Here is a 14,803-nt window from a genome sequence, read left to right on the forward strand (position 1 = left end):
GGCGAGAGACAAACGCTGCGGGGCAGCGTTTGCGCCCGAACGCGCGGAATGGAATGAAGCGCGGGGAACCGCGCCGCGCCTTTCGGCACGGCGATGCCTCCGGCAGGGTATATTTGAAGAAAGTGAATTGAAAACACCCTGCCTCACGATCGGAGACAGGGTGCCTTTCACTTTCACGTTCATCGGCGTCCCCGCCTGTACCGTGGGGCTATTCCAAACCCAAAATCGTTTCACTTTCCTTAAATATACCCCGCCGGAGGCATAAAAGTATCTGAGAGACCGCAATCAGGTGTTGAACAGGAAGTGCAGCACATCCCCGTCCGCCACGGTGTAGGCTTTGCCTTCCGCGCGCATTTTACCGGCTTCCTTTGCACCCGTTTCGCCGTTGAACGCGATATAATCGTCATAAGCGATGGTCTCCGCGCGAATAAAGCCGCGCTCAAAGTCGCCATGGATCACGCCCGCGGCTTGCGGTGCTTTGGTGCCTGCGGGGATCGTCCAGGCCCGCGCCTCTTTCGGGCCGACGGTGAAATAAGTGCGCAAATCGAGCAATTCGTAGCCCGCGCGGATCAGCCGGTCGAGACCCGCTTCCTCCAATTCCAGATCGGTGAGGAATTCGCTGCGCTCCTCATCGTCAAGCTGGGCAATCTCCTCTTCAATCGCCGCAGAGATCACGACAGACAGCGCGCCTTGCTCTGCTGCCATGGCCGCGACCTTTTCGGACAGGGCATTGCCAGTAGCCGCCGCACTTTCCTCGACATTACAGACATAGAGCACCGGTTTTGCGGTCAAAAGCTGAAGCATGTTCCATGCTTTGCGCTCCTCATCGGAAATCTCGACCATGCGGGCAGGTTTGCCTTCCTCCAGCAGGGCTTGCGCGCGGGACAGCAGCTCCTCCTGCTCTTTCGCGTCCTTATCGCCGCCGCGGATCTTGCGCTGGAGGTTCGCGCGCCGCCGCTCCACGCTATCAAGATCGGCAAGGATCAATTCCGTCTCGATCGTTTCCGCGTCGGAGATCGGATCGACGCGGCCATCCACATGGGTCACGTCGTCATCCTCAAAACAGCGCAGCACATGGGCGATGGCATCGGTTTCGCGGATATTGGCGAGGAACTGATTGCCCAGCCCCTCCCCCCGGCTCGCCCCTTTCACAAGGCCCGCAATATCGACAAACGTCAGGCGCGTGGGAATGATCTGCTTGGATTTCGCGATTGCAGCGAGTTTATCGAGCCGCGCATCGGGCACTGACACATCGCCCACATTCGGCTCAATCGTGCAGAACGGGAAATTCGCCGCCTGTGCCGCCGCCGTGCGGGTGAGCGCGTTGAACAGAGTGGATTTGCCCACATTCGGCAGGCCGACGATACCGCATTTGAAACCCATAGCCGGGGCGCTCCGATCTTAATTGAGACAGTCGCGCTTCCTTAGTGGGGCAAAGGGGGGTGGGTCAAGCAACCGGGTGTGCTATCTATGTCCCCATGCGTATGATCCTGATCCTCCCGCTTCTCCTGATGGCCGCCTGTGGCGACGTGCAGCGCGACAGATCCGTGCCGATGACTACGGTGGAGGAGGTGGACCTGAACCGCTATGCAGGCCGCTGGTATGAAATCGCCCGCTATCCCAATTTCTTTGAACGTGGCTGCGTCGCAGCGACGGCGGATTATACGCTGCGCGAGGACGGCAAGGTGGATGTGACAAATGCCTGCCGGAAAGAGACGCTCGACGGCCCGATCAGCAGCGCTGACGGGATCGCCCGGGTCGCGGGGCCGGGCCAGTTGGAAGTGACCTTCACCCCATGGCTGCCGGGTGTCTGGGGGGATTATTGGGTGCTGGGCCTGACCCCGGATTACACCGTGGCCGTGATCGGCGCGCCAGCAGGCACAACGGGCTGGATCCTTGCCCGCACGCCGCAGATCACGGCAGAGCAGCGCGCGGCGGCGGAGGCTGTGTTCATCGCCAATGGCTACAGGCTCGACGCGCTGGAATATCCGCCGCAGCAATAGGGCCGGGACGCGGGGCGGGACCACGCCCTTCATGCCCCCTTGCCCTTCCTTCGGAATTCCACTCATGATCCAAGCTGAACATTGGAGCACATCATGAGCCTCGACAATCATCTGACGACCCAAGAATTGCGCGCGCTCGACGCCGCACACCACATCCACCCCTTTTCCGACACGGCGGAGATGCGGGCCAAGGGCGCGCGGGTGATCACGCGCGCGGATGGCGTGTGGCTGCAGGACAGCGAGGGGAACAGGATCCTTGATGGCATGGCGGGCTTGTGGTGCGTGAATATCGGCTATGGCCGCCGCGAACTGGCCGATGTGGCCTATCGCCAGATGCAGCAATTGCCGTTCTACAACACGTTTTTCATGACCACCCATCCGCCCGCCGTGGAATTGAGTGCCAAGCTCGCTGAGATCGCCCCGGGGGATAAGAACCGCGTGTTCTTCGCCAGCGGCGGGTCGGATGCCAATGACACCAATATCCGGCTGGTGCGGCATTACTGGGCAGCATTGGGCAAGCCCGACAAATCCGTCATCATCTCGCGCAAGAATGGATATCACGGCTCCTCCGTCGGGTCAGCGAGCCTTGGCGGCATGGCCCCGATGCACGCGCAAGGGGGTCTGCCGATCCCTGACATCACCCATATCGACCAACCCCATTGGTGGGCCGAAGGCGGCGATCTGAGCCCGGAGGAATTCGGCCTTGCCCGCGCGCGGCAACTGGAAGAGGCGATCGACCGGATTGGGGAGCATCGCGTCGCGGCCTTCATCGCGGAGCCCGTGCAGGGCGCGGGCGGCGTGATCATCCCGCCCGAAACCTATTGGCCCGAAATCTCCCGCATCTGCCGGGAGCGTGAGATCCTGCTGATCGCGGATGAGGTCATCACCGGATTTGGCCGCACGGGCCGCTGGTTTGGCTCTGAAACCTATGACATAGACCCGGATATCATGACCATCGCGAAGGGCATGTCGTCCGGCTATCAACCCATCGGCGGCTCGATCTTGCGCGAAAGCGTGGCGCAGGTAATTGAGGAGGGCGGCGAGTTCAACCATGGCTACACCTACTCTTCGCACCCTGTGGCCGCAGCCGTGGCGCTGGAGAATATCCGTATCCTTCAGGAAGAGAAGATCGTGGAGCAAGTGGCCGAGGACACTGCCCCCTACCTCGCCGCGAAATGGCACATGCTTGCCGATCACCCGATGGTGGGACAGGCGCGGATTTGCGGGATGATGGGGGCGCTTGAACTGACCCCTGATGTGGCGGCCCGCGCGCCCTTTGCCAATACCGGGACCGTGGGGCTGATGACGCGGGAGCGCTGCTTTGCCAATGGGCTGGTGATGCGGCATGTGGGGGACAAGATGATCATCTCCCCGCCGCTGACGATCAGCCATACCGAGATTGACCGATTGGTCGAACTCGCGTGGCAATCGCTGGATGAGGGCATGGCGCAGGCCAAGGCCGAAGGTGCGTTCCGCACGCCATGAGCCTGCTCTACTCCAACGATCGGCCAGGGGTGTACCCTGACAGCTATTATGCAGCGTCCGTCCCGCCGCGCGCGGTGCTGCCCGCGCTGGATGGAGATAGGCGTTGCGATGTTTGCGTGATCGGCGCGGGATATACCGGGCTGTCGGCAGCCCTGCATCTGGCGCAGGCCGGGGCCGATGTGACCTTGATCGACGCGCATCGCGTGGGCTGGGGCGCGTCGGGCCGCAATGGTGGGCAGATGAGCGGCGGGCAACGTGTGGACGCCCCCGATATGGCCAAGATGTTCGGGCTGGATCGCGCCCGCGCGCTGTGGTCGTTGGGGGAGGACGCCAAGGCGCTGGTCAAATCCCTGATCGCGGAGCACAAGATGGCCTGCGACCTCAAACCCGGCGTCGCGCATATGAGCCAGAAACCCGATGGCCTAGAGGCCTATGTCGAGACGATGGCGCGCGATTTCGGCGCGACGGGGCTGAGCTATATCCCGCGCGACGCCGTGGCATCGCATGTCCAGACCGACGCTTATGCCGAAGGGGTGCTGGATCAGGACGCGGCCCATCTTCACCCGCTGAAATACGCGATCGGTCTGGCGGAGGCCTGCGCGGCGGCTGGCGTGCGGATATATGAGAACACGCGCGCTACCGCGCTCTACCGTGGTGATCCAGCGGGGGTGGAGACGACCTCGGGCCGGATCACTGCCGATCATGTGATCCTCGCCGCCAATGGCTATCACTGCGATCTGGTGCCGGAGGTGGCCGGGCGGGCGATGCCGATCAACAACTTCATCCTCGCCACCGAACCCCTGCCCAATGCCGGGCGCGACCTGATCCCATCCGATATCGCGGTGGCGGACGCGAAATTTGTGGTGAACTACTACCGGTTGAGCGCGGATGGCAGGCTTCTGTTCGGCGGGGGGGAGAGTTATGGCTACCGCTTTCCCAAGGATATCAAGGCATTCGTCCGCCGCCCGATGCTGGAGACATTTCCACAGCTTGCAGGCGCCCGGATCGACTATGGCTGGGGGGGGACGCTGGCGATCACGGTGCGACGTCTACCGCATCTGATGCGGGTGACGCCAAACATCCTGTCCGCAGCGGGATATTCCGGGCATGGCGTGGCGCTGGCGACGCTCTCAGGAAAGCTGATGGCCGATGCCCTGCTTGGGCAAGCAGATGGGTTTGAGACGATGGCGGCAATCCCGCAATTTCCGTTTCCCGGGGGGCGCGTTTTGCGCACGCCGCTTCTGGCACTGGCAATGAGTTACTACGCCCTGCGCGATCGCCTTCGGTAAGGGCGCTCTCCCGCCCGTCGTTCCGTCGCTGCGCTCCGTCCTCCCGTTTGGCCGGGCGCCGCGCCTTTCGGCGCGGCGGTGCCTCCGGCGGGGTATATTTGGAGAAAGTGAATTGGGACGGGCGGCGCTAGAGCAGCCACCGCGATTCGGCCGTGGGTCAAGGTCCGAGGCACGAGTGGCCTTGACGCGCGGGCGAATCGTAACCCCATAATTGAAAGGGTGATTTGAGGAACAGACCTGTTCCTCAAACACCTCAGCGCAATCTTCCCTTCTCGCGGCGCAGCCGCGCCTTTCCCGGCGCTTCATTCCATTCCGCGCGTTTGGGCGCAAACGCTGCACCGCAGCGTTTGCCTCTCGCCCTCACCCCAAGGGGAGCGGCCTCATCTTTGATGAGGCAGCGACGTGCGGGAGCGCTTACTTGCGGGGTTTGCGCGGCTTGTGGGGCTTGGTGCCGTCATGTTTTGGCGCAGGTTTGCCGCCTTTGGCCTTGCGCGCCTTGAACCCTTCGGGTTTTGGCCGTCCGGGCTTACGGAAGGGCTTTTTCCCGTCTTTGCTCCAAGGTGCTGCGCGGGGCCGCTCGGATGGGAGATCGGGTGCTTTGTCGAGTTGCGTCACCCGGATACCGCCGTCGAGTTCGCGCTTCGCGCCCAGACTATCCAGAAAGCCCGAAGCGCTTGCCGGGGCGATTTGCACGAAGGTTTGCTTGTCCTGCACCCGGATCGCGCCGATATCCGTGCGCGTGATGCCGCCCATCCGGCAGAGCATCGGCAAAAGCCAGCGCGCCTCCGCCTGATCCTTTGATCCGACAGACAGGGCAAACCAGATCGCGTCGTCAAATGCCTTATGATCCCGCGGTCCAGTGGCTGCTTCGGTTGGCGCGAGGTCTTCGGGCGCGGAATGCCGGGATTGGTAGAGGGCGACATAGGCCGCGGCCAACTGCTCCGCGCTGAATGTCTCCGCCAATTTGGACACAAGCGGTTGCGCGCCTTCGGGTACCGGCTCATGCCACGCGGGATCCGCCAAAAGCCGCGCCTCATCCTGCGCCATCACCTCATCAGCCGACGGAGCCGGGGCCCATGTCGCCTCAAGCCGCGCGAATTTCAGCAGGCGCTCTGCCTTGCCACGCGCGCGATGGGGCACGATCAGCGTGCTGACCCCTTTGCGCCCCGCGCGCCCCGTGCGCCCGGAGCGGTGCAACAGCGTGTCGGCATTGGTCGGCAGGTCCGCATGGATCACCAGTTCCAGATTGGGCAGGTCGATCCCGCGCGCGGCCACATCCGTCGCGATACAGACCCGCGCGCGCCCGTCGCGCATGGCTTGCAGCGCATGGGTCCGCTCATTCTGGCTCAATTCACCCGACAGGGACACCACCGAAAAGCCGCGATTGGACAGGCGCGCGGTCAGGCGCGCGACCATCGCACGGGTGTTGCCAAACACGATCGCACTGGGCGCCTCATAGTAGCGCAGCACGTTGATGATCGCGTTTTCGGTATCCGAGGGCGCGACGGTCAGCGCGCGGTATTCGATATCCGCGTGCTGCTTCTTTTCCGCCTGTGTGGTGACCCGCACCGCGTCGGGTTTCTGATAAGTCTTGGCCAATTGGGCGATGCCCTTGGGCACCGTGGCGGAGAACATCAGCGTGCGGCGGTTTTCGGGAGCGTGGCTGAGGATAAACTCCAGATCCTCGCTGAACCCGAGATCAAGCATTTCATCCGCTTCATCCAGGACCACGGCGCGCAGGGCGTGCATGTCCACGGCACTGCGCTCAATATGGTCGCGCAGGCGGCCCGGAGTGGCCACGACGATATGCGCGCCACGGCCCAGCGCGCGGCGTTCCTCGCGCGGGTCCATCCCGCCAACGCAGGAGGCCACGCGGACCCCGGCCTTGGCATAGAGCCATTCCAGTTCCCGCTTCACCTGCATCGCCAATTCGCGGGTCGGTGCAATCACCAGCGCAAGCGGCGCGCCCGCATAACCGAACTGATCCTTGTCGCCCAACAGCGTCGGCGCGATGGCAAGGCCAAAGCCAACCGTCTTGCCCGATCCGGTCTGCGCGGACACCAACAGGTCCGCCTCCCCCAATTCAGGGTCGCTTACGGCAATTTGGACAGGGGTCAGGGTGTCATATCCCTTTTCGGAAAGGGCATCAGCAAGGGTCGAGACGATCTGGGCGGTCATAAGTCTGGGGTGCTCCGGCATGTAAGGCTCCGGCCCTACGGCCTTCGCTCCCCAAAGTATAGCCCCCGCGCGCTCATCCGATACGAAACGTCACGGCCCGTGACATTCGCGCACAAAGCGAACAAAAACGAACTTTCGTTCTTGACCGTGCGTTAGCCTTGTGATGAGACAAAATCACGAAATGCGAGGGGAGCACGCAATGTCAGACGACACATATGACCTGTTCATCATCGGCGGGGGCATCAACGGCACCGGGATCGCGCGAGACGCGGCGGGCCGTGGCATGTCCGTTGCCTTGGCGGAGATGAACGATCTGGCATGGGCGACCTCTTCGGCCTCGACCAAGCTGTTTCATGGTGGCCTGCGCTATCTTGAATATTTCGAGTTCAACCTCGTGAAAAAGGCGCTGGTGGAGCGGGAAACCCTGTTGAAGGCCATGCCCCATATCAGCTGGCCGATGCGGTTCGTCCTGCCCTATCACGCCGATATGCGGTTCGAGAATGAAACGCCCACGTCGAAGCTTTTGAACACCGTGATGCCATGGATGAAGGGGCGGCGGCCCGCATGGCTGATCCGGCTGGGGCTGTTCATGTATGACAATCTGGGGGGGCGTAAAATCCTGCCCGGCACGGACACGCTGCATCTGCCCGGCACGCCGGAGGGCGCACCGCTCGACCCGAAATTCGTCAAAGCCTATGAGTATTCCGATTGCTGGATCGAGGACAGCCGGCTTGTCGTGCTCAACGCCCGCGATGCGGAACAGCGCGGTGCGCGCGTCATGACCCGCACCAAGGTGCTGAGCGCGGATCGCGACGGCGATCTGTGGCGCATCGTGACAGAGGACGTGACCACGGGCGAGCAGACCACCCACACCGCCAAGATGATCGTCAATGCAGGCGGCCCATGGGTGGAGAACATCGTGCGCCAGACCATCCGCCTCAACACGACCGAAGGCATCCGGCTCGTGCGCGGCAGCCATATCGTGACCAAGCGGCTGTTTGACCACGACAAGTGCTATTTCTTTCAGGGGGAGGATGGGCGCATCATCTTCGCCATTCCCTATGAGACCGATTTCACCCTGATCGGCACCACTGATGCTGAACATAATGAATTGGATCAAAAGCCCGTCTGCACGCCGGAGGAGCGGGATTACCTGATCGACTTCGTGAACAAATACCTCAAGCGCGACATCACCACCGATGATGTGGTCTGGACCTATTCCGGCGTCCGCCCGCTCTATGATGACGGTGCCAAATCCGCGACGGCGGCGACGCGGGATTATGTGCTGAGTGTCGATGACAATGGCGCGCCCTTGCTGAGCGTGTTCGGCGGCAAAATCACCACCTACCGCAAACTGGCGGAGCAGGCGATGGCCAAGATCGCGCCTTTCTTCCCCGGCACGCCGGGCGACTGGACCTCCGAAGTGCCCCTGCCCGGCGGCGATTTCCCTGTGGGGGATGTGGCCCGTCTGATTGCGGAACTGGAGGCGAAATATCCCTTCCTTGACCCATTCTGGGCCCGCCGCCTGATCCGTGCCTACGGGACCGAAGCGGACACCATGCTAGACGGCGCGACCACCGCCGCCGCGCTTGGCACAGCGTTTGGTGCCACGCTGACGGAGCGGGAAATCCGCTGGCTCATGACCCATGAATATGCCCGCCGCGCCGAAGATGTGGTCTGGCGCCGCTCCAAAATGGGATTGCGCATGACGCCGGAGCAGATCCAGGCACTTGATGACTGGATGCAGGCCAACCGATAAAAACAACGACAGGGAGATTTCGCCATGACCCATATCCTCGCCATTGATCAGGGAACGACCTCCAGCCGGGCGATCCTGTTTGACAAGGACATTCAGCCGATTGCCAGCGCGCAGGAGGAATTTCCGCAGCATTACCCCGATAGCGGCTGGGTGGAGCATGACCCCTCTGACCTGTGGTCCACCACCGCCGCTGTCTGCCGGGCCGCGATTGAAAAGGCCGGGATCGGGGCCGATGCGATTTCCGGGATCGGCATCACCAACCAGCGCGAAACGACGGTGGTGTGGGAAAAAGCCACCGGCAAACCGATCCACAACGCGATCGTCTGGCAGGACCGACGCACGGCGGATTTCTGCCGCGAATTGCGCGAGGCTGGCCATGAGCCGATGTTCACCGACCGCACGGGCCTGCTGCTTGATCCTTATTTCTCTGGCACCAAGCTGAAATGGATACTCGATCATGTCGAAGGATCGCGGGACCGCGCGCGCAACGGCGAATTGCTGTTCGGCACCGTGGACAGCTACCTGATCTGGAAGCTGACCGGCGGGGCGTCCCATGTCACGGACGCCACGAATGCCGCGCGCACGCTCCTCTACGATATCCGCAAAGGGCGCTGGAGCACCTCGATCTGTGAGCTGTTCGATATCCCCATGGAAATGCTGCCGGAGGTGAAAGACTGCGCCGCCGATTTCGGCATGACCCGGCCCGATCTGTTTGGCCGCGAAATCCCGATCCTTGGCGTTGCGGGCGATCAGCAGGCGGCGACGCTTGGGCAGGCCTGCTTCAAGCCGGGGATGCTGAAATCGACCTATGGCACGGGCTGTTTTGCGCTGTTGAACACGGGCGACACGCCGGTTGCCTCCAAAAACCGGCTCTTGACGACCATCGCCTATCAGTTTGATGGCAAGCCGACCTATGCGCTGGAAGGCTCGATCTTTATCGCGGGGGCCGTGGTGCAGTGGCTGCGCGATGGGCTGAAAATCATTCGTGAAGCGAAGGAAACGCAACCGCTCGCCGATGCCGCTGATCCGCAGCAAAACGTGATCCTTGTCCCGGCCTTCACCGGGCTGGGCGCGCCCTATTGGAATGCGGAATGTCGCGGCGCGGTCTATGGCCTGACGCGCAATTCCGGGCCGGAGGAATTTGCCAAGGCCGCGCTGGAAAGCGTCGGCTACCAGACCCGCGATCTGCTAGAAGCGATGCATGCCGATTGGGAAAGCGCCGATGGCGATGCCTCGCTCCGCGTCGATGGCGGGATGAGTGCCAGCGATTGGGCGATGCAGTTCCTGTCAGACATTATCGACGCACCGGTCGACCGGCCCAAAGTGCTCGAAACCACGGCGCTTGGCGTTGCGTGGGTCGCGGGGATGCGCGCGGGGCTTTACCCGGATATGGACGGGTTCGCCGCCAACTGGGCATTGGAGCAGAGATTCGAGCCGAATATGGACGCGGGCACGCGGGACGCGAAATACGCCGCATGGGGCCGCGCGGTGAAGGCGACGATGACGGTCTGATGGCCACTTCCTTTCGCCAGCGGGAGATTGCGCAGATCGCGCGGGATGAAGGCAAGGTTGTCGTCGATGACCTTGCCGCGCGGTTTGACGTGACCGTGCAGACCATCCGCCGCGATCTGCACGACATGGCCGAACAGGGCCTGTTGGAGCGGGTCCATGGCGGGGCTGTCCTGTCCTCTGGCGTCAGCAATATCGGGTATCAGGATCGCCAGACCCTGTTTGAAGCGGAGAAGATAGCGATCGCGCGCGCCTGCGCCGCCGACATCCCCGAAGATATCTCGCTGTTTCTCAACATCGGCACCAGTACGGAGGCGCTGGCGCGCGAACTGCTCAGCCACCGCAATCTGGTGGTGGTGACGAACAATATGAACGTGGCGCAGATCCTGTCGGCCAATAAGGGCTGTGAGATCATCCTCACGGGCGGCACTCTGCGCCGCGCCGATGGCGGGCTGACCGGGCGCATGGCGATCTCCACCATCGAACAGTTCAAGGTGGATATGGCGGTGATCGGATGCTCTGCCCTTGATGGGGATGGCGATCTGTTGGATTTTGACGTGCAGGAAGTGGGCGTCAGCCAAACGATCATCCGTCAATCGCGCAAAACGATGCTGATCGCGGACCGGTCCAAATTTCAGCGCAGCGCGCCCGCGCGGATCGGCTCCCTCTCAGCGATTGACACGTTCTATACCGACGCGCCCCTGCCCACCCCCCTGGCCCGGAAATGCGCGGATTGGGGAACGGAGGTGGTCGTGGCGCGCGCCAGCGGATAGGCTCCGCGCCATGGAGTTTCGCAGCCGATATGTCATTTCTGCCCCGCGCAGTGGCCTCAACTGGCTGCGCTATTGCGTGGAGCATTTCTGGGCCCTGCGCACCCCCGGCATCACCAGCCTGATCGACCGGCGGGCGCAGCCGCAACCCGCCTTCCTGCGCAGCCATGACGCGGAAGGGCAGCTTGGGGCGTTTGCCGCCGCGTCTCATCGGCCCGTGCCTGAGGCCGCAGCGCATGGCCCGCTTCTCCTGATCCTGCGCGATCCGTTGGAAAGCTATGTGCGCATGGCCGATCAGGCCCTGCCCGCCATGGCGGGATATGTCGGCAACCTACGCTATTTCGCACGGCATCCCGGCCCAAAGCGCGTGGCCTATTACGAAGACCTGACGACAGACCCCGCCGCCATGCGCGCCGCTATCCTGCATCTGGGCTTGCCGGAGCACATGGCGCCCTCCGTCGATGACATGGCCGCCGAATGGGATGCGCTGGCCCGTGCGAGCCGCGCATCCTATGCCGTCAATCAAAAGCGCGGCGGCGGGCCACAGACCGCAGATGATCCGCAGAACTTTACCTTTCACCAACAGCGCCTGAATGCACAGGACAAGGCCCGCGTCTGGGCCTATCTTGAGGCCGAGTTGACCGAAGCAGAGCGCGCGCCGCTCACCCGTTATCGCAAGGATATGCCATGACCCCGCTTTTCCCCCCTGCCCCAACGACGCTGCTGCCCATATCGGGCCGCGATTCGGGCTTTCCGGTGCGGCGCGTCTATTGCGTTGGCCGCAATTACGCCGCCCATGCGCGCGAAATGGGCCATGACCCGGATCGGGAGCCGCCGTTCTTTTTCCAAAAGAACCCCGACAACCTGATCCTTGGTGCGACGGTGCCCTATCCCGTGGCCACGCAGGATCTGCATCATGAGGTGGAACTGGTCGTGGCCCTTGGCTCCGGCGGGGTGGATATCCCGGAAGGGACCGCGCTGTCGCATGTGTTCGGCTATGCCGTGGGCGTCGATCTGACGCGGCGGGACTTGCAGGCACAGGCCAAGAAGGCCGGGCGTCCTTGGGAGGTCGGCAAAGCGTTCGAGCATTCGGCCCCAATCTCCCCGATCCAGCCAGCGGTGGAGATTGGCCATCCCGCAGAGGGTGCCGTTGCGCTGGACGTGAATGGTGCGCGCCGTCAGGAGGGCGATTTGAACCAGTTGATCTGGTCCGTGCCGGAGGTCATCGCGACCCTGTCGCGGCTCTTTACCCTTGCGCCGGGCGATCTGATTTTCACCGGCACGCCAGCGGGCGTTGGGCCAGTTGTCGCCGGAGATCGGGTGGACTGCACGGTGGAAGGCGTCGGGTCGCTCTCCTTTGCGATGACCTGAGCCGGTCCTTCCTGGACCGATCAGCGCCGAAGGCGCCGGTCCAGCGGCCGCCCGAGGAGGCCGCACAGGCATCTGGGCTGCACGCTTTATCTCACCAGATCTGCTGACCGCACCGCTGCTTGCCACGTCGCACAGCGGCCGCCTGGGGGCGGGCGGCCGCTGGACCGGCGGCTTCGCCTTGATTCCGGTCCGTCAAAGGACCGCAAAGTCATGCTCAACTTATCCTCAAGCCCCCACCCCGCCGATCAGGCGCGTGACCTCCGCTGCGGCCTGTCGCACGCGCGGGCCGAACTCCGCCACTACCCGGTCGGGAAAGCGTACCGTCGGGCCGGACACCGAAATCCCCGCAATGGCCTCCCCATGCGCGTTGAAAATCGGGGCTGCAACGCAACGCATCCCCAGATACCGCTCCTCATCATCCAGCGCCCAGCCGCGCGCATGGGTTTCCTCCAGATTGGCGAAAAGCGCGCCGGGCGCGGTGATCGTCTTTGCCGTGAACTCGGGCAATCCTTTCCGCTGGAATATCTTTTCGACCTCCGCGCGGGGCATTTCCGCCAACAAGGCCTTGCCGATGCCGGACGAATGCATTGGCCCGCGCGTGCCGGGGCGAAAGAAGGCACGGATCGGATTATGCGTCTCGACCTGAGACACGAACACCACATCGCCGCTATCCCCGATGGCGAGGTTCGCCGTCTCCCCCGTTGCTTCCATCAAGTGGCGCATCGCGTTGCGCGCGGCCTCCACCACGTTGGTGCGCAGCAGAAATGATGAGCCGATGCGGAAACTTTCCACCCCGATCATCCATGTCTGCGTCGCCTCGTCCAATTCGACATAGCCGTGCCGTTGCAGCGTGATCAGAATGCGGTGCGCGGTGGAGGGCGGCAGACCGACGCTCAGGCTGAGTTCGGTGAGCGTCGCCGTTTCCTCCCGCGCAAGCGCGGCCAGCACCATCAACCCCCGATCCAGCGCCTGAATCGGTGCCGCGGTGTCGGCTTCGGCGCTGCGCGGACGGCCTCTTTTGCGATTCGGTGCATGTGCCATTGTGGCTCTCATTGGTTTCTAGTGCGGATTTATCGGACGAAAGTTTTTTTCAACTATTTCCAGATATCCCATTTTGGAAAATCCTAACCCAATGTTTTCATTAGCTTCAATATATTTTTTTATTTTTTGGAATATTTTTTCAGAAAAATTGCAAAAAGCGGTAGCTCCCGTATTCTAGGTCCAATCAAAAAACCAAGGAGGATACGCCATGAACGGCCAAAACCCGGTTTTCATCCCCGGTCCGACGAATATCCCCGATCGCCTGCGCCTCGCGATGGCCGCGCAGACATGGGATCACCGCGCGCCTGATTTCGTGGACGTGTTCCATCCGATCCTTGAGGACGCCAAGCAGGTGTTCGGCACCACAAAGGGCAAGGTCATCACCTTCCCCGCTTCCGGCACCGGCGGTTGGGAGGCTGCGGTGACGAACTGCCTCAACCCCGGCGATACGGTCCTGATTTCGCGCTATGGCATGTTCAGCCACAAATGGATTCTGCTGTGTCAGGACCATGGCCTGAATGTCGAGATTATCGAGGCCGAATGGGGCGAAGGCGCACAGGCCGACCGGTTTGAGGCCGCGCTGACCGCGGATAAGTCCCACCGGATCAAGGCGGTTCTTGCCACCCATAACGAGACGGCAACCGGCGTGCGCTCTGACATCGGGGCGATCCGTGCAGCGATCGATGCGTCCGATCATCCGGCGATGTTGTTCGTGGATGGCGTGTCCTCCATCGGCTCGATGCCCTTTGAGATGGACGCATGGGGCGTCGATGTTGCCGTCGCAGGCTCGCAAAAGGGCTTCATGCTGCCCACGGGCATGGCGATCTGCGGTGTCAGTGAAAAGGCGCTGGCGGCCTGCGACGCGGCGGCCTGCACGCGGTCCTTCTTCGATTTCAAACAGATGGCGGCAGCGAATGCAGGGGGCGGGTATCCCTATACTCCACCGGTGAACCTGCTGCTTGGCCTGCGCGAAAGCCTCGATATGTTGACCGCAGAGGGGCTTGATAACGTCTATGCCCGGCACGCGCGGTTGGCCGAAGGCGTGCGCCGCGCGGTCAGCGCATGGGGCATGAGCCTCGTTGCGAAACGGCCCGAGCTGTATTCCGAAACCGTCAGCGCGATCTATGTGCCCGAAGGGTTCGACAGTGATGCGCTCACCAACCATGCCTATGACACCTATGGCGTGTCCTTTGGCGTCGGCCTTGGGGAAATGGCGGGCAAGGCATTCCGCATCGGGCATCTCGGCTCGTTGACGCCCACGATGGCGCTGTCTGGTCTGGCAACGATCGAGATGTGCATGGCCGATCTGAACTATCCCATCGAACTGGGCGCGGGCGTTGCCGCTGCTCAGGAGTATTACAGAACCGGCGCGCCGCTCGCCATGGCAGCGGAGTGACC

General features: G+C 62.7%; 12 protein-coding genes. 9 read left to right on the top strand and 3 right to left on the bottom strand.

The window, feature by feature from the left end; all coding sequences use genetic code 11:
- Positions 1-285: 285 nt before the first annotated feature.
- Entirely contained in the window at positions 286-1,383 is a 1,098-nt protein-coding gene (gene ychF, locus FHS89_RS00575; protein WP_184007407.1) for a redox-regulated ATPase YchF, read from the bottom strand.
- Between the two features lie 101 nt (positions 1,384-1,484).
- Here ychF and FHS89_RS00580 point away from each other — a divergent pair, with 101 nt between their 5' ends.
- From FHS89_RS00580 to FHS89_RS00590, 3 genes are all read left to right on the top strand, one after another.
- The gene (locus tag FHS89_RS00580) at positions 1,485-2,003 is read left to right on the top strand and encodes a lipocalin family protein (RefSeq protein ID WP_246413493.1); all 519 of its coding nucleotides are present in this window, start codon (positions 1,485-1,487) and stop codon (positions 2,001-2,003) included.
- A 90-nt stretch (positions 2,004-2,093) separates the two neighbouring features.
- On the top strand, positions 2,094-3,488 hold the full coding sequence (locus FHS89_RS00585) for an aminotransferase (protein ID WP_184008407.1): 1,395 nt from the start codon (positions 2,094-2,096) through the stop codon (positions 3,486-3,488).
- Complete coding sequence (locus tag FHS89_RS00590) at positions 3,485-4,777, top strand: NAD(P)/FAD-dependent oxidoreductase (protein WP_184007411.1); 1,293 nt, start codon at positions 3,485-3,487, stop codon at positions 4,775-4,777. Before FHS89_RS00585 ends, FHS89_RS00590 begins: the two co-directional genes overlap by 4 nt.
- A 414-nt stretch (positions 4,778-5,191) precedes the next feature.
- Here FHS89_RS00590 and FHS89_RS00595 read toward each other — a convergent pair whose 3' ends face one another.
- Positions 5,192-6,955 (bottom strand): DEAD/DEAH box helicase, encoded by a 1,764-nt coding sequence (locus FHS89_RS00595; protein ID WP_221229193.1) that lies wholly within the window; start codon positions 6,953-6,955, stop codon positions 5,192-5,194.
- A gap of 199 nt (positions 6,956-7,154) precedes the next feature.
- On the opposite strand from FHS89_RS00595, the gene glpD reads away from it, so the two are divergent.
- The 5 genes from glpD to FHS89_RS00620 are packed head-to-tail and all read left to right on the top strand — an operon-like array spanning position 7,155 to position 12,364.
- Positions 7,155-8,714 carry a glycerol-3-phosphate dehydrogenase gene (gene glpD / locus FHS89_RS00600; RefSeq protein ID WP_184007413.1) on the top strand — a complete coding sequence of 520 codons (1,560 nt, stop codon included), beginning with the start codon at positions 7,155-7,157 and terminating at the stop codon, positions 8,712-8,714.
- A 24-nt stretch (positions 8,715-8,738) separates the two neighbouring features.
- Positions 8,739-10,226, top strand: coding sequence for a glycerol kinase GlpK (gene glpK / locus FHS89_RS00605; protein ID WP_184007415.1), 1,488 nt, complete (start codon positions 8,739-8,741; stop codon positions 10,224-10,226).
- Positions 10,226-10,996 carry a DeoR/GlpR family DNA-binding transcription regulator gene (locus tag FHS89_RS00610; RefSeq protein WP_184007417.1) on the top strand — a complete coding sequence of 257 codons (771 nt, stop codon included), beginning with the start codon at positions 10,226-10,228 and terminating at the stop codon, positions 10,994-10,996. Before glpK ends, FHS89_RS00610 begins: the two co-directional genes overlap by 1 nt.
- 10 nt (positions 10,997-11,006) lie before the next feature.
- A complete protein-coding gene (locus tag FHS89_RS00615) occupies positions 11,007-11,684 on the top strand; it encodes a hypothetical protein (protein WP_184007419.1) in 678 nt (225 codons plus the stop codon).
- On the top strand, positions 11,681-12,364 hold the full coding sequence (locus FHS89_RS00620) for a fumarylacetoacetate hydrolase family protein (RefSeq protein ID WP_184007421.1): 684 nt from the start codon (positions 11,681-11,683) through the stop codon (positions 12,362-12,364). The genes FHS89_RS00615 and FHS89_RS00620 overlap by 4 nt, the downstream gene beginning before the upstream one ends.
- Before the next feature lie 225 nt (positions 12,365-12,589).
- On the opposite strand, the gene bhcR is transcribed toward FHS89_RS00620, so the two are convergent.
- Positions 12,590-13,405: an HTH-type transcriptional regulator BhcR gene (gene bhcR / locus FHS89_RS00625; RefSeq protein ID WP_184007423.1), complete on the bottom strand. Its 816-nt coding sequence runs from the start codon at positions 13,403-13,405 to the stop codon at positions 12,590-12,592.
- 208 nt (positions 13,406-13,613) lie between these two features.
- On the opposite strand from bhcR, the gene bhcA reads away from it, so the two are divergent.
- Entirely contained in the window at positions 13,614-14,801 is a 1,188-nt protein-coding gene (bhcA, locus tag FHS89_RS00630) for an L-aspartate--glyoxylate aminotransferase BhcA (protein WP_184007425.1), read from the top strand.
- Positions 14,802-14,803: the final 2 nt, after the last annotated feature.

This window comes from Rubricella aquisinus (genome assembly GCF_014199445.1).
GTDB classification, from domain to species: domain Bacteria; phylum Pseudomonadota; class Alphaproteobacteria; order Rhodobacterales; family Rhodobacteraceae; genus Rubricella; species Rubricella aquisinus.